The organism is Niastella sp. sgz303648 (genome assembly GCF_059587045.1).
Window position 1 is genome coordinate 316,020 of record NZ_JCAPSW010000004.1, and the last position, 24,310, is coordinate 340,329.

28 protein-coding genes and 1 pseudogene are annotated in these 24,310 nt (G+C 41.7%); 19 read left to right on the forward strand and 10 right to left on the reverse strand.

Annotation, left to right across the window (positions count from 1 at the left end; all coding sequences use genetic code 11):
- Positions 1 to 301: 301 nt before the first annotated feature.
- Genes AC59IL_RS13980 through AC59IL_RS13990 form a run of 3 tightly spaced genes read right to left on the reverse strand, consistent with a single transcriptional unit; the run spans position 302 to position 2,217 of the window.
- On the reverse strand, positions 302 to 1,348 hold the full coding sequence (locus tag AC59IL_RS13980) for a SymE family type I addiction module toxin (RefSeq protein WP_496552766.1): 1,047 nt from the start codon (positions 1,346 to 1,348) through the stop codon (positions 302 to 304).
- Positions 1,236 to 1,874, reverse strand: a complete 639-nt coding sequence (locus tag AC59IL_RS13985) for an RNA polymerase sigma factor (RefSeq protein WP_496552767.1) — start codon at positions 1,872 to 1,874, stop codon at positions 1,236 to 1,238. Before AC59IL_RS13985 ends, AC59IL_RS13980 begins: the two co-directional genes overlap by 113 nt.
- Positions 1,852 to 2,217, reverse strand: a complete 366-nt coding sequence (locus tag AC59IL_RS13990) for a hypothetical protein (protein WP_496552768.1) — start codon at positions 2,215 to 2,217, stop codon at positions 1,852 to 1,854. Before AC59IL_RS13990 ends, AC59IL_RS13985 begins: the two co-directional genes overlap by 23 nt.
- 235 nt (positions 2,218 to 2,452) lie before the next feature.
- Here AC59IL_RS13990 and AC59IL_RS13995 point away from each other — a divergent pair, with 235 nt between their 5' ends.
- From AC59IL_RS13995 to AC59IL_RS14035, 9 genes and pseudogenes are all read left to right on the forward strand, one after another.
- Complete coding sequence (locus tag AC59IL_RS13995; protein ID WP_496552769.1) at positions 2,453 to 3,127, forward strand: recombinase family protein; 675 nt, start codon at positions 2,453 to 2,455, stop codon at positions 3,125 to 3,127.
- Between the two features lie 7 nt (positions 3,128 to 3,134).
- A complete protein-coding gene (locus tag AC59IL_RS14000; protein ID WP_496552770.1) occupies positions 3,135 to 3,569 on the forward strand; it encodes a hypothetical protein in 435 nt (144 codons plus the stop codon).
- An 18-nt stretch (positions 3,570 to 3,587) separates the two neighbouring features.
- The gene (locus AC59IL_RS14005) at positions 3,588 to 4,238 is read left to right on the forward strand and encodes a porin family protein (RefSeq protein ID WP_496552771.1); all 651 of its coding nucleotides are present in this window, start codon (positions 3,588 to 3,590) and stop codon (positions 4,236 to 4,238) included.
- Positions 4,239 to 4,598: 360 nt separating this feature from the next.
- Positions 4,599 to 5,609 (forward strand): SMEK domain-containing protein, encoded by a 1,011-nt coding sequence (locus AC59IL_RS14010; RefSeq protein ID WP_496552772.1) that lies wholly within the window; start codon positions 4,599 to 4,601, stop codon positions 5,607 to 5,609.
- 232 nt (positions 5,610 to 5,841) lie between these two features.
- On the forward strand, positions 5,842 to 7,560 hold the full coding sequence (locus tag AC59IL_RS14015) for a DUF2326 domain-containing protein (protein ID WP_496552773.1): 1,719 nt from the start codon (positions 5,842 to 5,844) through the stop codon (positions 7,558 to 7,560).
- 773 nt (positions 7,561 to 8,333) lie between these two features.
- A complete protein-coding gene (locus tag AC59IL_RS14020; protein WP_496552774.1) occupies positions 8,334 to 9,239 on the forward strand; it encodes a DUF8464 domain-containing protein in 906 nt (301 codons plus the stop codon).
- A gap of 94 nt (positions 9,240 to 9,333) precedes the next feature.
- Positions 9,334 to 9,789: a DUF2958 domain-containing protein gene (locus tag AC59IL_RS14025; RefSeq protein ID WP_496552775.1), complete on the forward strand. Its 456-nt coding sequence runs from the start codon at positions 9,334 to 9,336 to the stop codon at positions 9,787 to 9,789.
- A 386-nt stretch (positions 9,790 to 10,175) separates the two neighbouring features.
- Positions 10,176 to 10,430 (forward strand): annotated as a pseudogene (locus AC59IL_RS14030) (ArdC-like ssDNA-binding domain-containing protein); the annotation flags it as partial.
- Positions 10,413 to 10,964, forward strand: a complete 552-nt coding sequence (locus AC59IL_RS14035) for an ArdC family protein (protein ID WP_496553088.1) — start codon at positions 10,413 to 10,415, stop codon at positions 10,962 to 10,964. The pseudogene AC59IL_RS14030 and the gene AC59IL_RS14035, both read left to right, overlap by 18 nt.
- Before the next feature lie 46 nt (positions 10,965 to 11,010).
- Here the strand turns inward: AC59IL_RS14035 and AC59IL_RS14040 are convergent, their stop codons facing one another.
- From AC59IL_RS14040 to AC59IL_RS14070, 7 genes are all read right to left on the reverse strand, one after another.
- Positions 11,011 to 11,394: a hypothetical protein gene (locus AC59IL_RS14040; RefSeq protein ID WP_496552776.1), complete on the reverse strand. Its 384-nt coding sequence runs from the start codon at positions 11,392 to 11,394 to the stop codon at positions 11,011 to 11,013.
- Positions 11,372 to 14,098 (reverse strand): MobF family relaxase, encoded by a 2,727-nt coding sequence (gene mobF / locus AC59IL_RS14045; protein WP_496552777.1) that lies wholly within the window; start codon positions 14,096 to 14,098, stop codon positions 11,372 to 11,374. Before mobF ends, AC59IL_RS14040 begins: the two co-directional genes overlap by 23 nt.
- Positions 14,099 to 14,103: 5 nt before the next feature.
- Entirely contained in the window at positions 14,104 to 15,408 is a 1,305-nt protein-coding gene (locus tag AC59IL_RS14050; protein ID WP_496552778.1) for a DUF6538 domain-containing protein, read from the reverse strand.
- 277 nt (positions 15,409 to 15,685) lie between these two features.
- On the reverse strand, positions 15,686 to 15,886 hold the full coding sequence (locus AC59IL_RS14055; RefSeq protein ID WP_496552779.1) for a hypothetical protein: 201 nt from the start codon (positions 15,884 to 15,886) through the stop codon (positions 15,686 to 15,688).
- A gap of 210 nt (positions 15,887 to 16,096) precedes the next feature.
- Positions 16,097 to 16,744, reverse strand: a complete 648-nt coding sequence (locus AC59IL_RS14060) for a SprT-like domain-containing protein (RefSeq protein ID WP_496552780.1) — start codon at positions 16,742 to 16,744, stop codon at positions 16,097 to 16,099.
- 122 nt (positions 16,745 to 16,866) lie between these two features.
- Positions 16,867 to 17,823, reverse strand: a complete 957-nt coding sequence (locus AC59IL_RS14065) for a hypothetical protein (RefSeq protein ID WP_496552781.1) — start codon at positions 17,821 to 17,823, stop codon at positions 16,867 to 16,869.
- A gap of 157 nt (positions 17,824 to 17,980) precedes the next feature.
- The gene (locus AC59IL_RS14070) at positions 17,981 to 18,277 is read right to left on the reverse strand and encodes a hypothetical protein (protein WP_496552782.1); all 297 of its coding nucleotides are present in this window, start codon (positions 18,275 to 18,277) and stop codon (positions 17,981 to 17,983) included.
- A 151-nt stretch (positions 18,278 to 18,428) separates the two neighbouring features.
- On the opposite strand from AC59IL_RS14070, the gene AC59IL_RS14075 reads away from it, so the two are divergent.
- The 10 genes from AC59IL_RS14075 to AC59IL_RS14120 all read left to right on the forward strand — a co-directional run bounded on the left by AC59IL_RS14075 (position 18,429) and on the right by AC59IL_RS14120 (position 24,221).
- A complete protein-coding gene (locus AC59IL_RS14075) occupies positions 18,429 to 18,869 on the forward strand; it encodes a hypothetical protein (protein WP_496552783.1) in 441 nt (146 codons plus the stop codon).
- Positions 18,870 to 19,146: 277 nt separating this feature from the next.
- Positions 19,147 to 19,341 (forward strand): hypothetical protein, encoded by a 195-nt coding sequence (locus AC59IL_RS14080; protein ID WP_496552784.1) that lies wholly within the window; start codon positions 19,147 to 19,149, stop codon positions 19,339 to 19,341.
- Between the two features lie 115 nt (positions 19,342 to 19,456).
- Positions 19,457 to 21,244, forward strand: coding sequence for a type IV secretory system conjugative DNA transfer family protein (locus AC59IL_RS14085; protein WP_496552785.1), 1,788 nt, complete (start codon positions 19,457 to 19,459; stop codon positions 21,242 to 21,244).
- Between the two features lie 168 nt (positions 21,245 to 21,412).
- Positions 21,413 to 21,793, forward strand: a complete 381-nt coding sequence (locus AC59IL_RS14090) for a plasmid mobilization protein (protein ID WP_496552786.1) — start codon at positions 21,413 to 21,415, stop codon at positions 21,791 to 21,793.
- A complete protein-coding gene (locus tag AC59IL_RS14095; RefSeq protein WP_496552787.1) occupies positions 21,777 to 22,634 on the forward strand; it encodes a relaxase/mobilization nuclease domain-containing protein in 858 nt (285 codons plus the stop codon). The genes AC59IL_RS14090 and AC59IL_RS14095 overlap by 17 nt, the downstream gene beginning before the upstream one ends.
- Positions 22,624 to 22,908 carry a hypothetical protein gene (locus AC59IL_RS14100; RefSeq protein ID WP_496552788.1) on the forward strand — a complete coding sequence of 95 codons (285 nt, stop codon included), beginning with the start codon at positions 22,624 to 22,626 and terminating at the stop codon, positions 22,906 to 22,908. The genes AC59IL_RS14095 and AC59IL_RS14100 overlap by 11 nt, the downstream gene beginning before the upstream one ends.
- Positions 22,874 to 23,218 carry a hypothetical protein gene (locus tag AC59IL_RS14105; protein WP_496552789.1) on the forward strand — a complete coding sequence of 115 codons (345 nt, stop codon included), beginning with the start codon at positions 22,874 to 22,876 and terminating at the stop codon, positions 23,216 to 23,218. Before AC59IL_RS14100 ends, AC59IL_RS14105 begins: the two co-directional genes overlap by 35 nt.
- A 29-nt stretch (positions 23,219 to 23,247) precedes the next feature.
- Complete coding sequence (locus tag AC59IL_RS14110) at positions 23,248 to 23,517, forward strand: hypothetical protein (protein WP_496552790.1); 270 nt, start codon at positions 23,248 to 23,250, stop codon at positions 23,515 to 23,517.
- A 14-nt stretch (positions 23,518 to 23,531) separates the two neighbouring features.
- Positions 23,532 to 23,867, forward strand: coding sequence for a hypothetical protein (locus AC59IL_RS14115; RefSeq protein ID WP_496552791.1), 336 nt, complete (start codon positions 23,532 to 23,534; stop codon positions 23,865 to 23,867).
- A 24-nt stretch (positions 23,868 to 23,891) separates the two neighbouring features.
- Positions 23,892 to 24,221, forward strand: a complete 330-nt coding sequence (locus AC59IL_RS14120; RefSeq protein ID WP_496552792.1) for a hypothetical protein — start codon at positions 23,892 to 23,894, stop codon at positions 24,219 to 24,221.
- Positions 24,222 to 24,310: the final 89 nt, after the last annotated feature.

The following is a 24,310-nucleotide window of genomic DNA, read 5'->3' on the forward strand; positions in this document are numbered from 1 at the left end:
CATTAGAGGAAAATTACGAGAAATAAATAAACCATAATGCGTAAGCTTTATACTGTTTTGTGACTCCGTAGGCATAAATGGAAAATTATACTTGTTGAAAGCATATGCAGTTATTCTACCGAAATCCGGATATTCCGCTTGTGCTTGTGGTAATCGATTGTAACCTGGAATGTCATGGAATCTCGCCCGAAAGTTACAAAAAGAAAAGCTCCAGGCATCCGGCGTCGGCATACCGGATACTCCGGGGGCATATTTAAGGAGGGTAAGTAAACAGTCTTACGACAATCTTGCCCTGAAAACGCTATAAAGGTTCCAGATCAGGAGGCGGTGGTACGGGTACAACCAGCATCATGCCTTTAATCGTAATGACCTGCACAAAATCACCGCGCATAAAGCCTGCGTGTTCCAGCCAGAAACCACGTAGCTGCATTTCTGGTACTTCTTTATAGTGGTTGTTACGAAAGCCATAATCGTAATGATAATATCCCCGGCGAACTTTGAGTGTTCTGATACCTGTTTCCTTGTTTTTGCAACTATACCGGGTTACCTGTGCGACATCGTCGATGGTGCTTTTCAGTAGATCAAACGTCTTTCTTATCGTTTCAAAAGACCCGTATTCGGGTGGCGCTTCTTCGGGTGGAGGGCCTTCTTCAATGGGCGCAGTCGGGTTGCCCTTTCCAATGGGTTTAGGTTTACATACCTCTGCACGCACATGGTTCACAATAGGCATCGTTGCCAGTATTTCTTCAAGAGCAAGGTCATCTTCGATGGGTGCTGCTGACAGCGTTTCTCTAGCCACATGGTCATTTACACGGTAGAAAGCGGGTTGCGCTTCCTCAACTGTGGGCGCATTTTCAACTTTTGCGACTGGCGGCATAGGCGCAGCACTGGAATGACCCGCAGGCAGTACCTTTTCGATCAATCCTTCCTGTAGCATCTGCGATAAACTGCCATAAGCGGTTGAGCCTATGGCACTTTCGCTATCCATTTCTTTCTTGCCAATCAGCATTGTGGTACAGGTAAACCAGACGTTATCTTCGTATTCGGTTTCATAGACAAGGATAGTCCCTTTTTTCAGGGATATCGTCTTTGTGTTTTCGTAGTCGTCAAGTTCATAGGGCATGTGCAAAAATTGAAAAGGGTTGCCGCCCCTTCCTTTTGTCACCCTGTACACGTTGCCCTTATGGAACCAATAGCGAAGCGTGTATCCTTTTACTTTTTCCTCGCTGTATTCATCAACTTCCTCGGTTACTGTCTCGATACTGTAGAGGCCATGATTGCGAAGGATTTTGCTCACCTGGCTGAATAAGGCTTTTTTGTTCGTGTAATACTCTGTCACTATCTCCATAACACTGTGTTTTTATCAGTTCATTTCCATTGCAATTGTTCACATACTGTTGCAGTTGCAGCAACCCGGTTTGCAGCATTTCATCGATCCGGTAGATTGGCAGCTTTAAGAGCGATGCAACTTTTGCCTTGGAGTAGCCCTTGTCGTAAATAAGCCGGATCACTTCGCGCGGGCCGACATCCATTGTGTTGAGAATAGAACACATGCCGCCAGATAGTTCCTGCAATTGGCTGGCCGACGGCCATTTTTCAATTATCTGTTCGGTTTCCATGATAAGCCGCAGGGTGATATGCAGCATCCACGTATAAAGTTTTTGCCCACGCCTTTTACAATCACTGATGGTAAAATAAGCCGCCACAAACGCCTTTTGCAGTACCTGGGCGGCAATATCCTTATCTTCCACCAGGTCGATAAGATGTCCATGCAGGACAGGCGAATAGGTTTCATACAGAAAGGCGAATGCCTGCCTGTTGCTGGTATAGAGCAGATCGATTAATAACTGCTCATTGATGGGCAGTTTGCCCATGACATGCGTTTTCTTTTGCCTCATTTCCATTCCCCATTTTGCTGTTATGGATCACCTCATATCCGCCTTCCATTAATTGATTAAGGCGCTCATTTTCGGATTGCAGAATTTTGATAACTTCCCCGCGTGTGAGCAGCAATTCAAGTTGGAGTGAAGATTCAAGAAAATACTTGGCATCCATATTATACAGGCGCGACAGCCCCGCAGCCTGCTCAGGCGTCATGGCTGTGATACCCGTTTCCAATTCTGTATAGTTTTTCGAAGTGATGCCCAATTGAGAGGCGATGCGTCGCTTGCTCAGGCGGTGTGTCGTTCGACACACATGCATTAAAACGTTCTTCATGGTGAAGGTTATTTTGTGAAGTAATTACACGTTTTGAATGCCGCTAATCGTTGCCGTAAAACCGTACAGCAAATATAATTTGTTCGTTTAAATATCAACGGTAGAAAAGAACAGAAATTGCCTCGTTCGCTTCGACTAAGCGAAAACACAAAACCCGCGTAAATACTACACTCTAGCGTTTATCCCCTACTTGATTTTTTTCAAAAATTTTGTTCAAGTTAATGCTTGGGATGAAATGAACAGAATCCGTACCAAGCAGATGAAAAAGGGTGTCGCGCATTTGCGCGTATCGGCACCTGGGCAGAAACGCAGCGGATTAGGGATTGCGGCACAACTCCGTATCATAAAGCTCTTTTTCAAAACCAACAATATTCTATTGGTCAAAGTATTTGTTGAGTATGGAAGTGGCAGACCGCGCAAACGTCCAAAAGCACAAAAGATGATAGATTATTGCCGCAAGCATAATCTGACGTTGTATGTCGCAAACCAAAGCCGATTAGCGCGAAATGTTGGTTTCATCTATGACCTGATCGAAAGCAAATTCGAGTTTATCAATATTGAAAGCCCTAATGCTGATAAGTATCAGAAAATATTTCAGGCGATCATTGATGAAAAAACGGGTGACGACATCAGCCAAAACACAAAAAACGCTTTGGTGTCGGCGGCAAAGAAAGGGATAAAATTAGGCGGTAACAGTAAGAAGCGGATAAGAAGCCTGAAGCGAAAGAAACGGGCGTATCTAAAAAAAAGAAAGCATACAATACGCCGGGAGTACAAAAAATATAAAACAGTCCGCGCACTTGCCGAAAGGCTCAATCGCATAGGGCTGAAAAAGCTCAATGGTAAAAGAGGCGGCTGGCATGTTAGCGAAGTGTATAAAGTGTTATGCGATCTATCACTTAAAAAATAAACAGTCTATGAAACTGAAATCCTTAGTTATTACTGCATGTGTTATTTCAGCAGGGTTACTCTACTCTTTCTTTGTGTTGTGCATCTTATCCCTGTCAGCCTGTAAAAAGAAAGATGATGGTGGAAATTGCGGTTCTTACGGCGGCGTGGTTGCCTCCAACGTTTATATTTTCTGGATCGACCATGATTTTTCCTGCGGTAGTATCGCGGTTGAGGTAAAAGACGCTGATGGGAAAGTCATTACCCCGGTTCAGGGCAAGATTTCTTACACAGCCGCATCGGCACCCGAATGCAGTAACGTCAACTACGGCAAGTACGCCACTTTCGACTTGTATATGGGCAAAACTTACACGTACAAAGCCACCTGTACAGGAAAGACCTGGACAGGGACAATCGTTGTCCCCTGTGAGCAAAACCAGTGTAAAAACATCCAGCTTCAATAACCCGTTAAACTATCATGTATGTATTCAAAATTATTCTGCGCTTTACTTCTTATCAGTCCGTTCATTCAAAAAGCGTCGGCACAAAACAAAGTGCGCTTCGGGATTAAAACAGGACTGAACTTTTCGCATTTCACGGCATCTGTGATAGCGCCGCCTTTGCAGAGTATCAGTGACGATAATTACTTCTATGCCGGGGGTCAGGTTGAAGTTCGACTAAACAGACATTTTAGTTTACAACCTGAATTATTCTATGTGGGTAGTTCGGTTCAGGAAGTTGTTACGACGGCAGGACCGTTTGAGCGGCTGCACCAGATAGCCATTCCGGTACTGGCAAAATATCATTTAGGAAAAGTGGCATTCTATGCCGGGCCGCAACTGAATGTGTTGCTGAAAGCCGAGCAGCATTATTATGATGCAACTGAGCAAAAGCAGAAAACCGCAAACGTCACCGATAGCAGCTATAATAAGGCAGGAGTATCAGCCGTAGCGGGTCTGGAATGGACATTCAAATACCGCTTTGGCATTGATCTGCGCTACGTGTTTGGCCTCAGCAATATGTGTTCCTCGAACGGCACAACCATTCTAACAGGTATAAAGGATCAGCGCATCACTATGAACTGTATTCAGGCAGGGCTTTATTTCCGCTTTGGAAGGAAGCCAGTAAAGTAATCGACCCGGAGTACAAACCGTACCCTCTTTCTTCCGGTTTCACCGGCAGCCATCCCTGTTGTGTCAGAGCTCAGGGGTGGCTTTTTTATTGTTGTACATCAAGTGATCAGCATTAACGGGGAAAAAATTTTACCAGGCAAAAAACAAATCAAGGGTACAAACAGACCGTAGAACCCTTACTTGACGTCCGTTGCCCGTCTTATATCAATAAGAGCGTTCCTTCCGACGCCCCTTAGATTTATGATTGGGCCAGCATTTTTATGTCGTCGTCCCGATTTCGTCCACACCAGTCTCAAAATGAAGGAATTATGACATTAAATTTATTTAAGGTGTAAAACACGTTTTTATTAAAGCGTAAATATGTTATTTTTAGAAATTATTAGCTTTCAACCCCTTAGGATTGCCATGATTGTACGACAAGAACTCATTAATAATATCATTAATAAGCTATCTTTTCTAAAATCAAAAGTGGAAATTTCAAATCCGCTTAATCTTACTGACACAAATATTATTTCCGAAAATTTTTATCGTGACCTCTTAAATCTTGTATTCGGCTATAAGCTTGTAAACATAAATATTATTGAACCCAATGCTGCAACCATAGATTTGGGAGATAATGTTAGCAAAATTTGTTTTCAAGTGACCTCCACCAGCACTTTGGCTAAGGTCAAAAAAACGGTAAATAGCTTTCTCTCAAACTATCTCTATAAAAAATATAATCGACTAATCATTTTAAACATTGTATCGAAAAGTAGTCACCAAGAACCATATATTGGGGATGCCGACAAATATCAACTCGATACTAAAAAAGACATTTGGGATGTCAGCTCCTTGTTAAAAGAAATTGCTGACATTGTTGATATAGAAAAAATTAAAGAAATATCCGATTTTCTAGATGCTCAAATAAAGTTTGAAAATAATCATACTCTGGCAAAAGAGATTGTTACTTTCATGTCCCTAATTACTTATATAAGCGATGAAGCTCAACCTTTAGCAGGTCTGGGGTATATAGAGCAGCCTGATCCTGACAGTAAGTTGTATAAGAGATTTTCCAATCATGCTGGTTTTTTGACTAAAGAATATCAAGATTTATACGTCGAATTTGGACTTGTACTCACAGATGTTTTACAGCAGGCAGATATGGGACAAGCCAGAATAAGAAGACTAGGCTTACACCTTAAAAATGAAAGCGACAAAATTTTAACTGAAACAAGCGACGACCCGAAGGCGGCACTTGAATTGCTTACAACTAAATACGAAGACTTACTAAAGAAAAAAGCATCCCTCTTTGACAGAAGTGCTATAAGATTTTTCTTATTAGATCAGTTAATAAAATGTAATGTTTTCCCAAACAAGGTAATTACACAATGACCAGTTTAATACTTAAAGATGAGCAATTAATGACCTCACCTCCGATCGTGGGTTATAAGGTGCTTTTTTTAATGACATCAAAGAAATTAGATAAGATTAGTGTTTTTGACTTAGCAGATCATTTCAAAAACGAGAAATGGTTCAGTCCAAAAACGTTATATTTTGCAATGTTTTTTCTTTTTACCTTGGATATAATTGATTTCAGCAACTCATATATCGTGAGGAAATAAAAATGTTAACAATTAATCGATTATATACTGAACCGCAATTAATCGATCCGATAATATTTACGGAAGGATTGAATATTATTTTAGGAGAAAAAGACGAGACAAGTGACAAAAGAAATGGCGTAGGTAAATCTTTATGCATTGAATTCATAAATTATGCATTCTTCAAAAGAAAAGCAAGCAGTAGGGTATCACAAATCCCTAAAGAGATTTTTCCGCCTGAAACATTAATATGCCTGGATTTTCACCTTCATGGAAAGCCTTATACAATACAACGCTCTATAAAGGATGCGGAAAATCCGATAATTATTGAAGATCAAAATAAAACAATATTTGCAAAGGTTGAAGACGCCAATAAATTTTTGACCGACAAGCTTTTTTTTGATGCTGAGGGATCATACCCATCTTTTAGGACAATGTTAGGTCCACTTATGAGAGATGAGCGCTCAGAATTTAAATCTCTAATAAACTGCCACGATACCAAACTTAGAATTCCGGATGACTATTCACCACATCTATATCTATTTGGAATTGATATAAGTATTTATGATCTGGTAAAATTTCATATCCTTGCAATAGATGAGATACAAAAAGACATTTCAAGGATTAAAGAAAACGTTTTACTAATTCGGCAAAAAGAAATCGATGATGCGAGGTCAGATCTGAATGAGTTGGACAATGAGGTGAGATCAATTGAAGAAAGCATAGATAAACTTGAAAATGTCACTGGATATGAAGCAGTAAAATCAGAACTATTAAATCTGGAAGAAGAAATAGAAAAACGAAGAAGACAAAAGGGAATCTTAAAGCAACAGTTATCTAAACTAAAAACTGTTTCCCAAAAAGTTGATATTGACCCGTCTGAAATATCCGAGTTTTACGAAACTTTAAAACAAGGGTTAGGTGATTTAATTAAGAAAAGCCTTGATGAAGCAATACAATTTAAGGAAAAGATTGATGAATTTCAAAATCGTCTGATATCAGAAAGAAGAGCTACTTTATCAGAGGATGTCTTTAAGCTTGATAAAGAGCTGAATTCTTTAGACCAACAATATTCAAAAGCTTTATCCGTACTCAATCAAAAGGGTGATTTGCGTAATTTAAAACAAACTTACGCCGCATATAAAGAAAAGGCAGATCAACTTTCCCAGTTAAGAAGTTTTGTGGATCGATATGATCAACTCGAAATTGATAAGCAAAAAGCTAAAACGGAAAAAGAAAAGGAATTACTTAAGCTTCAATCTCTAATACAAGCACAGAAAAAAGTTATAGATGACTTTGAAAAAACCATCTTACAAATCCATGAATATATCCAAGGTAATAAACAAGCATCATTTCAGCTTAAGCATACAAATAACAAGCAAGTTGTAGATATAATAATGCGAATAGCTGATGACGGTAGCCATAGTGTGGACAGAGAAAAAGTTTTTATCTACGATATTGCTTTACTGTTAAACGATTACACCCGGAAAAAACATCCTGGGTTTCTAATACATGACAACATTTTTGAAGTTGATCAGGACACCTTAGTAAAAAGTATAAACTTTTTAACTGACAAAGCTCATTTCGGTAACGCTCAGTATATTTTGACCATAAATTCTGATCGTCTTATCCCTGACGCTAATGGTAATAATGTGTCAGTCCACAGCCATATTAGAGCAAGATTTACAAAGCAAAATCGCTTCTTAAAAAAGAAGTACCAAGAAACAAAAGCCACTTCATAAACTATAAGTTTATCCTTTCATCGTTTAACTGAATTTTTTACCCACTCTAACTTATGGCAAGGTTGCTCCATCTCATAGGCCGGACGATTAAATTTATGACCATCAATCATCCTGAATACGATCCAGTGCTTTCCGAGGCGAGTTCTTTGTCTGTGCCGGCATTATTGCCTTGATGAAGCGTCCCTTGCGACGCTCCTTTCAGCATTTTGGCAATAATGATCTTGCTGGTGAGAAAAGAAAAATTATTTTACTTCGCTGCATAGTCATATAGCGTAATAAAAAAATAAACTTCAAATAACACCACTTTTCATTTGTACAAATAATTAGCAGATCGCTTTGCTGCCCTTTTGTTTCTTACACATACTCCCTTACATAAACCATTGTAAAAAACGGATTTTATTTGACTACATACAATATTATCCGTTATCAAACCGCCCACGGTTGTAAAAGCGATTCCTTCGCACGACAGTATCAAAATAAATCATTTATCATTCGGAGTTCTTCATGACATGCAAATGTTCAAAGACGTATTGGCTGCCACGCCGGGAGGCCGCAGAGTTTATTGGTGAGAGTGAAACATATCTCGACAATCTTGCCAGAAAGAAAAACAAAAGAAGAAACGAACTGCCATACCACATGCGCGGTAATAAATCTTGTTACTACGTTGCGGACTTGATTGAGTATGAAAAAGGCAAACAGACCTTTTAAAAGCCGGAAACAAATCGTACGTAACGACTTGCACCCTAAAAATCATCACTTTCTTTGGAGATCGCATGAATATTGAACAGGCGAAAAACATACCGCTACGTGAAATTTTAGACAAAATCAATTGTAATCCTGCAAGAACATCGGGGCATGACCTGTATTACCTTTCCCCATTAAGGCAGGAAAAAACGGCCAGCTTTCATGTTAACACGAATAAAAATCTATGGTACGACCATGGCACGGGCGAGGGTGGTAGCGTCATTCAATTTGTCTGCAAATATTTGGAGAGCTGCGGTGTGGATCATACCATAGCCGATGCCCTTCGCTGGCTTAAAAATATATTTGAAGGTATAGTATTTATTGCGCCTGTTAAAACACCGGATTGTCCCAAAGATGATAAAAAACTGATCGTTACGCATGTGCAGGAAATCGAACGGCCTGCCCTCATTCAATACCTTGAATTACGTGGTATTCCATTAAGTATAGCGCAACAATATTTAAAGCAGGTCAATGTTTTTAACAAAGAAACTAAGAAAACCATTTTTGCCCTAGGCTTTAAGAATGACAAGGGGGGCTATGAAATCCGTAATATATTTTTCAAAGGAAGCACCAAGCCCAAATACATCACTTTCATTCGGGGTGAAACACCCAAGCCTGATGGTATTCATATTTTTGAAGGCTGGCCGGATTACCTGACCGCGATCATTCACAAACGGGATGGGCAGAAATTCAAAGACGATACGATTGTTTTAAATTCCCTGTCTAACCTCAAAAAAGCTACGCCATATATTAAAGGCTATGGCTATCGTATCGCTTATACGTGGATGCACAATGACGAACCTGGGAAAGCAGCAACCATTTCCTTGGATAACTTTTTCAAGACCGAGGAAAACCTTGTGCATAAGCCTATGAACAAAGAATATGCGCCTTACAAGGATATGAACGCATATCACATGGTCAAGCTCGGCTTATAGCTGAATTACATTTCTCATCTAAAAATCACACTGCTTTAAACGTGTGATTTACCGGGCTCCGCGCATCCCCCCGCTTAACCAACATCTTTGCCGGATGGCCACCTGGCTTCCGGCATTGCTTTTCCTGTATCAACCCCAACGACAAGGATTATGCATGAAGCTATTGACAGCCGCACAACGCGAACAACTGATTAAAAACGGCTCCCCAGATCAAAGAGGGAAAGACCACCTCCCCGTTGTCAAATTATTTTTGCCGGGTTCAGCTTTCACATGGTTGCTTACAGAACTTGATCCAGAAGAAACAACATTAGCCTTCGGGTTGTGTGATTTGGGCATGGGCTTTCCTGAATTGGGTTATGTCGATCTCAATGAGATTACCAGCGTTAGAGGCAAGTCTGGGCTGTTCGTTGAGCGTGACCTGTACTTTAACGCCAGATATCCCATCAGTGTTTATACTAAGGCGGCACGTGATCATGATCGCATCATTGAAAATGAAACCATCCTTTCCCGGTACATAGCAAAAGGCAACGGCCCCAAATACACCCCTTGATGATCAGAAACAGGCAGCGCCCTTCATGCGTTGCTACCTCATTTTATGCATGATCCGGTACAACCGCACGTTTTTCTTTCAAGACGAGGCTTGATGAATTGAAACGGCGGAGTTTGCCAAAAACGCTCCTTTTTCCAACAAAATTTTTCCCCGTCTTACGGACTCCACGCCTGACCAAAATTTTTGCCGGAACGTCGCTTTCTTTTCGGCGCAGGTCTCCTTGTTTCCATCTACCCCTCTCGAAAGGAAAAATCGTGAATTCAATTACTGCAGTAAACGAACCACAACAGAAAACATCTCCCCGCCGCGACATTCATCAACAAGTCACCGATACAATTATTCAGCAATTGGAAAAAGGTACTGTGCCCTGACACAAACCATGGAACGGTGGCCCTGATCGGCTTTTATCCATTCCACAAAACTATACCACCAGCAAGCGATACCGTGGCATTAACATTCTGCTGCTTTGGACATCTGCTATTAATCAGCAATTCGCATCGGACGAATGGGCCAGCTTGAAGCAATGGAATGAAAAGAAAGAACTCATTCGCAAGGGCGAAAAGGGCAGTTTGATTGTTTATTACGACACCATCGAAAAAGAAGTTGACGATGAAATAAAAAAGATCCCTTTCCTTAAAATGTCTCATGTGTTCAATCGCTGCCAACTGGTGAGTTATGAAGCCGTGCAAAAGCAGGCGCTATCCAATGCTGAAAATCTGGTTGAACGCATTGAGCAAGTTGAAAAATTTGTCGGCAATACACACGTAGAAATCGAGAACACAGGCTATAGTGCTTATTACAGGCCATCCCTTGATAAAATCGTTATGCCTTGGCAAGAGACATTTATAAATACCGAAACCTGTACTGCTACAGAAGGTTACTATTCCACTCTGTTACACGAATTGACTCACTGGACAGGAAGCCCCAAAAGGCTCAATCGGCAAGGCGGTAAAAAGTTCGGAGATAAAGGTTATGCCACCGAAGAACTGATTGCTGAATTAGGCGCAGCGTTTTTATGTACCGAATTCGGCATTGCAATAGCAGACAAGGGCGATCATGCCAGCTATATTAATCATTGGTTGCAGGTGCTAAAGGAAAACAAGCATTGTATTATTACCGCCGCCAGTGAGGCATCAAAAGCGGTGGATTTCCTGCAAGGGTTACAGCCTAACTAACAAAGGCATTTACCCTAAAAAGAACAGCGCCCAGTCGGGCGCTGTTTTATTTTCCAATGATTGCTTCAATCACAAAGGGCTGACCCGGCGCTCTCATTCCTGCATATCGTTCAGAGTTTACAGCAATAATATAGGGCTTATCGTGCTGGAAGTTGTCAAACAGCACATCCAAACAATACCCCTTTAATATCACACATCGCGTCATAAATTCCAGCGTCATGCAATTGAGGTCAGGGCCGGGTTCAAAATCGCACGTCATAAAATGTGCATAATGGAAAAACATTTTACGACCAGTATCCCAAGCTATACATAGCTTCTTAGCTATGATGTTACCATCATGAAAGCTGTTTTGCTGGATTTCTTTTTGAACCGTTGGGTTGCTTTCCTTTAATAGCTGTATGCGGGCATCAAATGTGAGGCTTTGGTGCATGTAACCTTACAGGTTGTTGCGGGGATGGTTTGACTGTGGCTGTTTTCGTTGTGGTATAATCCTGCCTTCTGCGTATGATCAACGATTGGGTCAGCGGCTTTTTGATTGTGTTAATGAGTTCCGTGGCGCTCTGCCGGTCACCAATTGCCGAGGCGTGTTCCAGTAAAGCCGCTTTGTCATCTGTATAGATATGCACATTGTCTCTTGCCCGTGATACCGATACATAAAATTGCTTCGTATTGGTTGCCGGGAAGGTAGATGCAGGCTGTGAAATAAATACTTCATCTACAGTTTTGCCTTGCGAGGAATGCGATGTCGTTACATATCCGTAATTAATATGGCCGAACTTTTCCCCTAAGCAGTATGTAACCTTGCTTGCTGCATTCATGAACAGGATGTTATCGGCATCATCAATGGAAAGAACTGTCATCGCTTGCCCGTTATTCAGCCGCTTGCCTTTGCGATCTAAACCATTGCGGGTGATAACAATGGTATCCCCGACGCCAAGTTGAAGGGTGGTTTTCCGGTACAGATTAAAGTCGCTTGCTTTGTCTAAGGGCAGGGACAGCGTTTTACCGTTGATCCCGGTTACCGTCACATCATTGTCCGACACTTCTTGAACCTGGGCGGTACTGCCGCGCGGAAAACCGGTAAGGTTCTGATTGAACTGCACGACAAGGCCCGGCTCGTATATTCGCACATCGGCCTTCTCAGCATCGGTGAAATTCATATTGATGTACCGGGTAACGCTTATTTCGTCAGCGCCGATAAGGCCATCATCCCGTAGGACTTTTCTTATTTCAGTCGTCACAACTTCGGCCTGCCGATGGGTGGGCGATACAACAAGGGCCGTTTTGCCTTTGCTGATCGCCGCCCTGTAATCTTCGACCAGTTGCTTATTCGGGTTATCGGGGTCAATTTCTTTAATCGCGTTAAAGGATTCCAGCCGGTCAAAAGCATCCTTTACATTGCCAGCCGCCAATTCTTCCACTGCCTTGCGATAGCATTCATGCCGCTGTCGGTAAATTTTGTTCACCTCAGCCACTTTGATACCGGCAACGGTGTTCAGGATGCGCAGGGCATCCCCCCGGATGACCGAGGCATGTTGTCTTGTGTCACCGCACAAGATCAATCGAGTGTTTTTATCAGTCGCCAGTTGCAGGAGTGCCGACATATCTTTGACGCCGAGCAACCCGGCTTCGTCTACGATCAAGACCCCATCTTGTAATGTCTTTTGCAGGTCAGGATCAATCAGCAACTTAGCCACGGTATCAGCCTGGCTAAACCCTTCCTGCCGCAAAACCCCGCGTGAGGCATTGGCCGTAGGAGCAACAATCGTCACCTTTTTGCCAGCCCGTTCGATAAGGCTTACAGCCTCTTGCATCATGGTGGTCTTACCAGTACCCGCACCACCACGGGCAATGGCCACTCTGTCTGTACAGGTCAGAATATGGGCCACAGCCTCGGCCTGATCCCCTGTAAGTGTCAGGGACGGTGCAGTGGCATATAACGGCACAAGTTGGCCTTTCCCGGCATTGGCAAGGTCAACCATACGCTTTTCTTCCGCCAGCACCTCATGGGTGGTACAGAGCAGGCGGGAGCCATCCTTGACAGAGATGATCCGCTTGTCGCGTTCAAAGCAGTCCGTTATTTGCTCGATTGTGGCGCCGGAATAACCGATGCTATGCCGATAAGCCTTTTCCAGAATACGTCTATCATGCATCACCGACGCTCTTTCAAAGCTATGGAGCAGGGCATGATCAATGCAGGTGGCAGCCTCGATGGCATCCGGCTTGACTCCAGGTGCATAGCGTATCGGATCGCCCGCTTTGCTGTCAGTCATGCCCAGTGCATGAATTTGTTGCCGCCATTCTTTTTTTAGGTCAGCCATCGACAAACCTTTTTTCTTTTTTGCACGGGTTCGTGCGCCGACCTTATCTTTCTCTTTGGAATCGGTGATATTATTATCCCGGATGAATTGCCCGATTTCATTGGTGCGCTTCGAAAACAGGGATATGACGTTTTCGGGAACACCAACCACTTCAAAGGCTGTTCGGGTACAGCGCATTTGATAGCCTAATACCATGAGATGATCGGCTAGCCGCTTATGAAAGCGGGCCTGATAGTAAGGCATATCCCGCTTTATATCGCGGAACTGCCCGGCCTTGAACGTTTGTTCAAAATTATCCCACGTCACATTGAAGGTGAAGCAATGACAATGCAAATGTGGATCGGGTTCATCGTCTTCTGTCGGGCGTGCAGTTTGGTGGATAAATTCAGCCCATACTAATTCCCCCGTTTCCCGGTCTTCATCCTTACCATTTTTCCGGACACGGGCTTTGCTGTCCGCCTCAATGTCAAGCATCGTGTCGTGAACGCTTTGCCGGAACGCCTCTAAAATATGATCGTCTTTTGAGAGAACATGCAAAACCGATACGGACTTTGGAACGTGAAATGAAATATCATATCCGACCGTCCTTTGATCGACGGTGCGAGGGGTCAAGTTTTTCAATGTGGTAGGATTCAGGTTTTCGCACAGAGCATCGTAGTCCTGCTTGTTGGCTTCACCTTCAATGCCAAGTCGCTTTGCAATCTTGCCCCGAAACAAACCCGGCAATTCCTGATCGTTGATATAGTAATCAGCAGGAGCGAGTGCATCATTGTGATAGTCTTTGGCCTGTTCTGCCGACTGGATTTGGATCATGCGGATCATGAAGTTTCGAACTCTTTAGTTTCCCTTTTTAATTGTATTCGTTTCATCCACTCTAATTTGTGCGCCAAAGTTGGGCCATCACCATATTTAGGACGATCAAACTTATGCCCGATCAGTTCACACTGAACCCGATCAGGGGCATCTACAGCCAGTATTCGATCTTGAAAACTATGTCGCAAGGAATATAGAGAATGCATTTCAGTAGGAAAAAGATTTTTACCACGCAAAAACTTATTGATACTAGTTGAAAATTCATCCGCTTTTTTATAGTAACTAATGAACCCTTTGGGTCTGGCTTTAAATGCATCTAAAGCATACCCAACTAAAGGTATTTTTCGTGTACTATATGCAGTTTTTGACTTCTCAATTGAGATATGCGGCGTATCATGATCCAAAATAATAGTTTTATCATTTAAACAAACCAACTCACAATCCCGTACGCCAGTTTCTGCCATCGCAAATATGGCCCATCTTTCGTCTTCCGTTAATTCCTTCAAACAATCATGAACTAATAATGTATTGATGATATAGCCCTTTTCAAAGGGTAACCGTTTTTGACTATCATCTTCATCAAGAGTAAGTTTCTTGAAAATATGTTCCGTATCGAGTCCGATTTTTAAATTATCACAGACTGTTTCAACAATATTTTTTACATGGATTAAATCTTTGTTTGCAGTTGCAGCTACATAGCCATCGTCTTCAATCCTTGTAATCCACCAATCACGAAATTGAATTGCATCGTCACGCGTTAAGTTCATAATGCTTTTATTGCCCACGACTGCAATAAAGTTATTAATTGCTTTTTTTCTTGGATTTTCCCATTTACGAATTTGCTTTTTATCCTTCTTTAGAATTCGGTCTTTCGTATATGACCAAAATTGTTCAAGGGCTTCACTTACATTAATTTCAGGACGATCTACCCCGCCCCAAAGCGCCTCAACATGACGTTCATTAAATGCGGCCTTTTCGATTTTAGAAAGACGTTCGGTAAGTTCAGCTATAGGTTTATCTTGAATAAGTTGATTATGCGGCAAATAAGTGAACCCAAGTTGACGAGCAAATACTATTGTCTGTTTGAATTTTGCACCTGTATGTGTTTCACCAAGTTCAAGGAGTTTCCGCCAATAACTCTCAATTTCGGCATTCATCATTCTGGCTTTTGTGGAAGCTATTTCCCTACTATCAGTATTGAGCGCAACTTTGATAAAAGTCCGCTTGTCAAATTCCCGCATGAGCTTTGGAACCCGACGAAAATAATAAAAACGATTGTTTCGTTCGATGAGATAGGTTTTTGAGGTCATCCCTCAGTATACCATTTTGTATACCGTCTTGTATACCAAAATCTATTGGCAATGGAAAGGCCAGGCTATGGTGACCCAATTTTAATCCAATGATTTCAATAGTTTGTTTGGAAGCCGGTTTCGATAATCTGGCTATATAGTGGCGTCCCCACGGGAATTCGATCAATTTTTTGGAACATTTTAAACTATTAATAATATTATACAATTTGCCCACCATATTTGAGTGTATACTATTTTGTATACCAGAATGTATACCACCCTCAGAAGTTTTTAGCCCTTATATGTTATTTGCAGCAACCGTTAATGCAATGGCCTTTATGTTTGTCATTCGAGAACGTTTTTCAAACTCATCATGAAACCTTTGAAAACCCGGCAGGTATTTATCGCCATATAAAGCGACAATGCGAGCAGCTATTTGATATGCATGGCGTAATTCTTCAATTGTGCAGGTTTCTGGCTCGACAAATCTGGTTCGCATGAATTCCTAACTGCTATGTGGATTGGTCAGGTCATTCTATTTTCCAAAAGGAAGATAGAAACGTGGTTTGATATTCAGGAAGTGGTCTAATATTATTTTTTAGTACTGTCGGCAAGCGAAATCATAAAAATACAACGAAATACAACGATTGGCGTCAGACATCTTCCCTTTCAGTGCTAAATGCACAATCTTTACTTGAATGATATACCGTTATTGCTGAGGGGCTACAGGGACAAACAGCTTGCCGCATTCGACACATTTTATACGTAAGCCATATTTTCCCCAAACACGATTGTGACAGGAACAGGTATATTTTACTTTTCGACCAGATCGTCCTGTAAGGTTTGCTTGTTTAGTGTTACCAAATAACAAGGTGTTTGGGATATAGGGAAGTTTAACCGCTATAAGGCTTTCCTGCTTTATGCTCTTAAATGCTAAATCAAAGAGACCGTTTTTGATGATATAGTGAGATACACTTTGGCCGGTCCTGGCACCACCTGGCCTACCGGTATTAGAGGGCATTAATCCTAATTCTTCCATCTTGTTTGCCCAAATTCTATTATGATAGCATTGTCGGGAAGCCGTTCCGTTAACTTCCTCCCAATGATGCACCATTTCGTGAACAAGAGTGGAATGCCATTCTTTATCCGTTTGATTTAGGAAATTCGGATTTAAAGAAATTTCATGTACTATTTTCTTTTTGCGATCCTTCCACCGTTCTGGCGCGAAAAAACCTTCAGCGCCTCTACGTCGGGAAAGGTTAATAAGGCAAGGCGGAAGCTGGCCTTGAAACAGAGTACTATTGTAGTAATCAAAAAGATCTTCGAGGGTGTTGAACTGTTGTCTAGTTATGGCCATTTGATATAATTGTAATGTACCTTACAAAGGTAAGAAATGGAAGACATCTATATTCCCAATTGATCAAACAGACTTAATCGAAGTAATTTGAAAATTAATTATCGAAAACAAAATCTGTTATCCTATAGCTTGGGTATGCCATAGCCGCTACGAATTTCATCAATCATTATAGAGAACATCCTATCTATTTGATGTGCCGAAGGATGGTGAATGCTCCATCGCAATAGAGCCCCAAGTACATTGTCTGGAGTAGAATCATCTAAAAAACCTATCTCAGAATAATCTGAGGTTACGCCACTCGATTCTTTTAAAGTACTCAATACAGCGAAAGAAAGTTTAAATTCATACAAGTTATAATTATATGTCAGTTTGTAGCCGAAATAAAAATCTACAGACTTATCTAATGAATAGGGGAAATAGAAATATTCATAGACACGATCTACAGCGACCTCCCGAAGACTATTTTTTATAACAACTGAATTTCTTATTGACAGAAAATCAGCCATATCTAGCTCGTCTGATATAGCTCGATAATCTATTCCATTCTTTCGCCCATAATTTACTGAACAAGTAAGCGTACTTGCAAATTTTTCACTTCTTAATTCTTTGTCTAAAAAATTTATTTTCCTTGTTATAAAATCGTCATTAATGATTTCATAAATCACCCATTCTTTGCCAATGAACCAATTAGAAATTTCGGATGGAGAATACTGTATTTTAGTTTGATCGATTTTAATTTCGCTTTTATCCCAACCCAGGCTCTTGTAAATATCATTTCTCCATGCAACAAAAAAATCAAACTGGTTTTTATATAAATTTATTCGATCATCCCCATGATAGAAAGATTGAACTCTGTCAAAAATATTTTTGAAGTATTTTATTTTAACTAAAAAAATTTTGTCTGAAAATTTATTTTCGATTGTCTTTGGTTTATAACCGGTGAGCTCTGCAATCTCCTCATAGAAAACATTAAAACCAATTTCATTGATGTTTTTAATTTTATGTTTTTCGCAAAACATAAACTCCATAATCTTATAAAAGTCATCAATTTGTTTTTGACTGAGTTTGATGGTGCTCATTTAGAAGAATTTATATTACTTAAATAATATCGAATGATTCAGGGAAACTACCGTTTTTTTGAAATCGGGAGAAAAATTATTTCTAAAATTATCATTTCGGGATTTTTAGTGATAAACCCCCACCCTAACTTAGCTCCAGAATAAACGAGCAATCAAGTTAGCGACGATATGAAGGATGATGAGGGAGTGGAGGAAGATTATATTTTTCAGGCTCATCCCCCAACCACTTTTCATTGAAATCTTTAACAAGGTCGTCACTATTTTTAATGAAAGCAAGGATTTCTGATTTTAATTCATCATAGGTCTTGGCTTTTTCAAGGATTTTGGTTAGTGCGCCAGCGGCTTGTTCGTTACCCTCAATATTTCCCAAAAGCCGGGGGAATTGAAAATCGTACTCCTCATCATAATAATGATGCCATGTATCGACGGTAAGGGGTGGATCTTTTTCTGCCATTGGTTCTCTCCTGGACTTAACATATAACAAAGCCTTTTCCTAAAATCAACAAGTATTTCTGTGGCCTTTGGCCAGCATGGAACGCTCTGCTCTAAGCAAGGCGCAGGAATTCTTTTGTCTAAAATTAAACCATTGATATTAAACATAAATTATGCGACACACTAACCAACTGAAAAAACAGCAGAATGAAATCAGCGTCTTGCTGAATGAGTTCTATAGCTGCATGAGCTCGAACCATATTGACAGTGTTTTCGGCATGCTGTCACCCAACTTAAAACAGCTCACCCTGGTAGAGAAGCACAAGGCACAATTTCAAAAGGCTTTTCTTTTTGGGCGTGAAATACTCACGTTTCAATTTCATGAAATGTCGGCTATCAAATCGGGGCTTATTGAAGCAATCGTCATTGTCGGTTTAATGCCGGAGGATGATCAGAAAAACCATCCGGCAATTGAGAGGAATGATATTACACCAGAAGAATTAAAGTACAGAATTTATGCGATGCGCTTCATTGAGATAGGCAATTATTGGTATGTTGACGATATCTATTTGAACAACGACTATCTATCTACAGCACGTGCAAGCCTAAATTAAACGCAGCCATCCTTTTGGCGATAACTTATCTATCCTAACACCTCTTTCAAGTCATCCTGATTACAGATTGTAAAACGGACGGCTTGCCTTCGGGCAGGCATGGCTACGCCTTGCCCGTGTGTGAGGTGCGGAATATTAAACAATCTATCGGCCAAACGAAACACCTGGGCTATGCCCATCACCGAAATGGTTTCGCCGGGTCACCATCATAAAGCATCCGGCATATGTTCTGGCCAGAATTACAGCAAACAGTTTTTTGAATTTAAAACGAAACAAAATGACAGACAAAGAACGGAATGACCTGAAAAACTTTGGGTCTTCCAAAGGTCTAAAGACCTCCGCTTATGATCCCAATGTGCAAATCGGTAATGGCCATCGTGTCAAACACATTGATGATAACCGCACATTGATTGATGGCAAACTGGTGTATGGTTCCAGCAATGCGAAGGAAGCATTGAAAAACCTGAAATGATCCCATCGCCGGGTGACCGATCATCACCCGGCATCTTCAACCTTTGGGCGCCCAAACTTTATAATCCGTTTCCCTGTGATTACTTAAAAAACATCATTATTAAAATCATTTTTATATGGAGCAGAACACATCCAAAGGTTTGTTCGGTGTATCCTTAGCTGAGCTTAAAGAATTGTTCACGGTTAAGGGGAACCCGGAGGGAAAAACGAAAACCCTTCTAACATTTGTAGGATTAATTTTCAGTCCAATTACTTTATTGGGAAGTCTTATTTTTTACAAAAGATCATTCCGAATATTCATGGAGCCGAATAACGAACTGCCTCGTTTGTCAAACCTGCCGCCTATTATACGGGTTGGGATGATCCTGGGTGCAATACTGATATGGGGCTTTATATATCTCATTGCTCAGATCATGGTGCGCGTCATTATCTGGGTCGGTGGCGATACGCTGACATACCATCCAGATTTTATCCCGGTATTTCTTGGCGTGAATGTTCTCTTTACACTTCTTGTATGGTTGTGGTTCAGCCGTTGGCGTGGTGGTATTTATAAATATATCTCCGAAAAGCAGCGACATGGCAGCGCCCGTTTTGCAACACAAAAAGAACTATTACCATACCGTAAGGCGGAAGGGTTCTATATCGGCTTTGATACATTTTACAGGAAAGCAGGTCATCTACTATCTGTTGCAGGTACTAGGGCCGGGAAATCGGTCAATTTAATTCTGCAAAATCTTTTACTGCCTGGCCTGTTTAGAAATATGTCGTTTGTGATTATTGATCCGAAAGGTGAACTGGCTGCTATATCCGCGAATATTCACAGAAAAGCCGGAAGGAAAGTTATCATTTTAAATCCGTGGAACTTATTGTCGCTTGTGAACATAAGATATAACCCACTGGACATTTTAAAAAGCGATCCGCTTCACGTTGCCGATGACGTTCAAATGATCGCTGAATCAATCGTACCGGCCAGCAATGGAGGCGAAGATCAGCACTTTCAGGATAGGGCAAGAACATTTATTTCAACGCTGTTGCTTCACCTTGTTACGGCAGCACCTAAAGAAGACCGCCATTTGGCAACGCTTTGGCAATGGCTGCGGTTAGATCAAACGGAATGGTCGTTGTTATTAGCTGATATGATGCTGAACGATGATCCGCATGTTGGTGATATTGTAAAAGCTGGTGCAAATGAAATCGCCGGCTTGATGAAAACTTCTGACCGCGAATACGGCTCAGTGATGTCCTCAGCACAAAAATGCACCGACTTTATCAAGTCTCCTGCCTTGCGTGATTCGATGAAGGGAACAGACGGGTTTACATCCGCTGATCTGGCATCGGGTAATGTGACTGTTTATCTCTGTATTCCGTTTGATCGGCTGAAAAGCCATAGTGCATGGTTACGACTGGTTGTAACCTCCCTGATGCGTTCGGTTGTGCGTAATCCGAAAGAACAAGTTTGTTTTTTGTTAGACGAAGCCTATGCTTTTGGATATCACAGCGAAATTGATATGGCGCTGGGAGCCTATGCAGGATTTGGCGTGCATGTATGGTCAATCTTTCAAAATCTTGTGCAGATCAAAAATCTCTATGGCGATAACTGGGAGAATTTTGTATCAAACTGTTCCGTTCGTCACTTCTTCAATGTCTCGGATAATTTTAGTGCCGATTATATTTCACATCTTTTGGGAACGACCTCGGTGCCAACCTATAATGAAAAAGGAGAAATCAGCGGTGCATCGCCAAGGCCGCTGGTAACACCTGATGAATTGAGACGTGCATCAGGTGACACCATATATGCCGTGATTGATCAGCTTGCTCCGGCGCAGATTCCGAAAGTGCCTTACTACGAAATGGGATTGGAGTGTGACCCTAACCCATATTACAAACCGGAATTCAATAATTAAAATGGCGCTGCAAGTGCAGCGCAGGAAATAGAAATGAACTGGAACGGTGGGTCAGCGCTGCTTCCCGCAAGATGTGGGCTGGGTGCACAAATGTTTCCCAGCCCCAATCTTGCAAGGAGGTTTTGCGACCTCCCTTGACCCTCCCGCAAAGAAAAAAATGCAACAACTATGGAGCGGAAGACAGGCAAGGAGAAGCCTTGCAGAACGAAACGCCTGCATATTCGGTTGAATGCAGAAGAAAAGAACCAGCTATCAGCGATGGCAAAAGAGCACGGCTTATCAATCAGTGATTTTGTTCGTGTAACGATTATCCGGTCACAGCCGATCATGCCGAAAGCAAAACCGGATCGTGCCCTATTCATTCGCACGCTCGGTGAGTTGGGCAAGATCGGGAGCAATGTCAACCAAATTGCGCATGAGCTGCACAGGGAACGAATTGTCGGCAACGGTCATCATGTACCGGATCGGATTATCGAAGATGCATTGTCGTGTGTAAAAACGCTTTCTAATCACCTCATTGCTCTACTGACTGATGGTGCTCAGGGGTAGCATACGAGGGAACGGTGCGCAGCTTGCCAACTACCTGTTGACCAAGGGCGACAACGAATTCGTTCAGGTCTTCGATATCAGGGGAACATCACAGCCAGATAATTTGAGAAAATCCCTGATCGAAATGAGCCTGACATCGGAGCTGTTAGGGCGAACGAGTAAAGGATTGTACCATGTCGTGGTCTCCCCTCGACATGGAGAAGATCGAACAATGACGAAAGAACAATGGTATCGCGCGGCTGAGATCATCGAACAAGAACGCGGCTTTACGGGGCAAAAACGGATCATGGTCATGCACACGAAAAATGGCAGGCAGCATCTACATGTGGTTTGGGAGAGATATAACCATGAAACCGGCAAGATCATTTGCAACAAGCATTCACACCGGCAGGAGATGAAAGCCAGGGGGATAATGGAACGCGAGTTCGGCCATCAACTTACCGATGAGAAAAACAAAGAACGTCCTGCCTTGCGGTTGTTGCTTGCTGATTTATGGCAGCAACATCCAAACGGCAAAGCATTCCAAAAAGCAGTTGAAAAATCCGGTTATACCATCACCACGCAAAAGGGCCGCCGTCCATATGCAATCATCAATACCAAAGGCCGCTCCTTTGAACTGGTAAAAGAAATCCCCGGTGTAAAAACCCGCCAGGTGCGTGAACGATTGAAAGGCTTATCCCTGCCGGATAAAAATCATGTCATTGATGCTATCCGACTGCAACAGAAATCCCGCTCTAAAGAAACAGATCGGGAAAGAAAAAAGCGTGAAATATTAAACAGACTTTATGAAGAAGCGAAAACCCATAGAGCAAACGAAAAGAACAGAGGACATGCAAGATAAATTATTCCGACGCGCTCAAGGTTTAATGCGTCCGGGTGATTTCCCAAGTTCCAAGGCTTATGTTGATCTTTTGCTTTATGAGATGCATCAGGCGATCAAACTAGATATTTTCCGTTATGAAGAAATGAATCGCCTATCTATTCCATTTCCGTACGATCCGATTGACAGTGAAAACTATAAATTCCATGACCCAGAAAATTTTGATCCTCCGAAATTATTAAAACCTAAAATTAATTTTTATGAATTGGGAAGAAATCGTCGAAAGACAAGCTAATGATTACAGTGATCACATACAGTCTGTTAAAGATAGCCGCGAACAATTAATGGCTGATAAACAGGCTATCCTGGCAACTGCAAAATGCAGCGAAGCCGACCTTCCTGCTACTTTAAAAGACATGCTCCAACGGAACGAACAAAACTGGGAAAAAGAGTATGGTATGTATGGTACACGTTTCAAAGAAATGCGTATTGCCCATCAAAAGGAACTAAAAAAGTTCTTTGAACGTGAAACCTTGGCGCAGGATATAACCAAAGATCAGTCTGCTGCAAAAGAAAAAAGCAAGGACAAATCCGCCGGTCGTTAATCAATTTCATCACTTCAAATTTTTCCTATATGAAATGGGAGCAACTTATCAAAAGTCAAGCGAAGGATTATAAAATGTATTTAATAGGCTATAAACAAAGCCTTGATCAACTCAACGCTGATATAACCTTATTGTTGGGTCAGTACACAGAGAAGACAGCGCCGCAAAACGTCAGGGATAAAATAGGGCGTGACCGTAACACATGGCAAACCCTGTGGGGCATCGACGGCCAGAAGATTGTCGCCATGCGTGCCATCCACCAAAAGGAGCTTTTTGCGTTTTTCAGTGCACCTGAATAATCTAAAAAATTCTTATGAAACTGGAAAATCTGTTGGAACAACACAAACAAGAAGCAAACGACTATCGGCAAGAACGTGCAAAGCGATTGTTCGAGTTGCAAAAGAGCCAGAATCAAATTCTGGTCAATTATACTGTCTTGGATAAGAAGACACGTAAAGCCGTGGATAACCTTTTAACGAAACAACGCGAAACATGGGAGAAAATGGAAAAGGACGAGCTTGATTTATTGCAGCATATACAAACAATGGAAAAAGAAAATGTGATAGAGGAAGAAGCAAAACGGGCACGTCTTATTGCTTTGCTTACTCCCGATCCAGACAAGGGCAAGGATAAAGACCGTGGCCGATAGTTTAACACCATTCAAAAATAATTTATGAATCACGATACACGGTTCAGTGACCTGTATACAAAACAGGAAAACCAGATCAAAGCCTTCGAGCACCATCGTGCCGAAATGTTGGCCGCCGTTCAGTCAACCGAGAAAGAGATTTTACAACACCATGGCTGCACCCTGTCGGATGCGCCACCACCAGTTCTCAATATCATTACCAAATTACGTGATGATTATAATAGGTATTGGGGAAGTGACGGAATCTTGATAACCGCACTCATACGCCGACAAGCCGAAGCCCGGCAAAGAATACTGGTGACGATGAAACCAGGCTATCGCATGAACAATAATGATCCTGTTTATGGCGACTGAACATTTAAAACTCACGGAGGAAGAAATAAATTCCGAAGAATGGGTGAAGCATTTATCCCCGGCACAAAAGTTGGAGTTGATGGATTTCA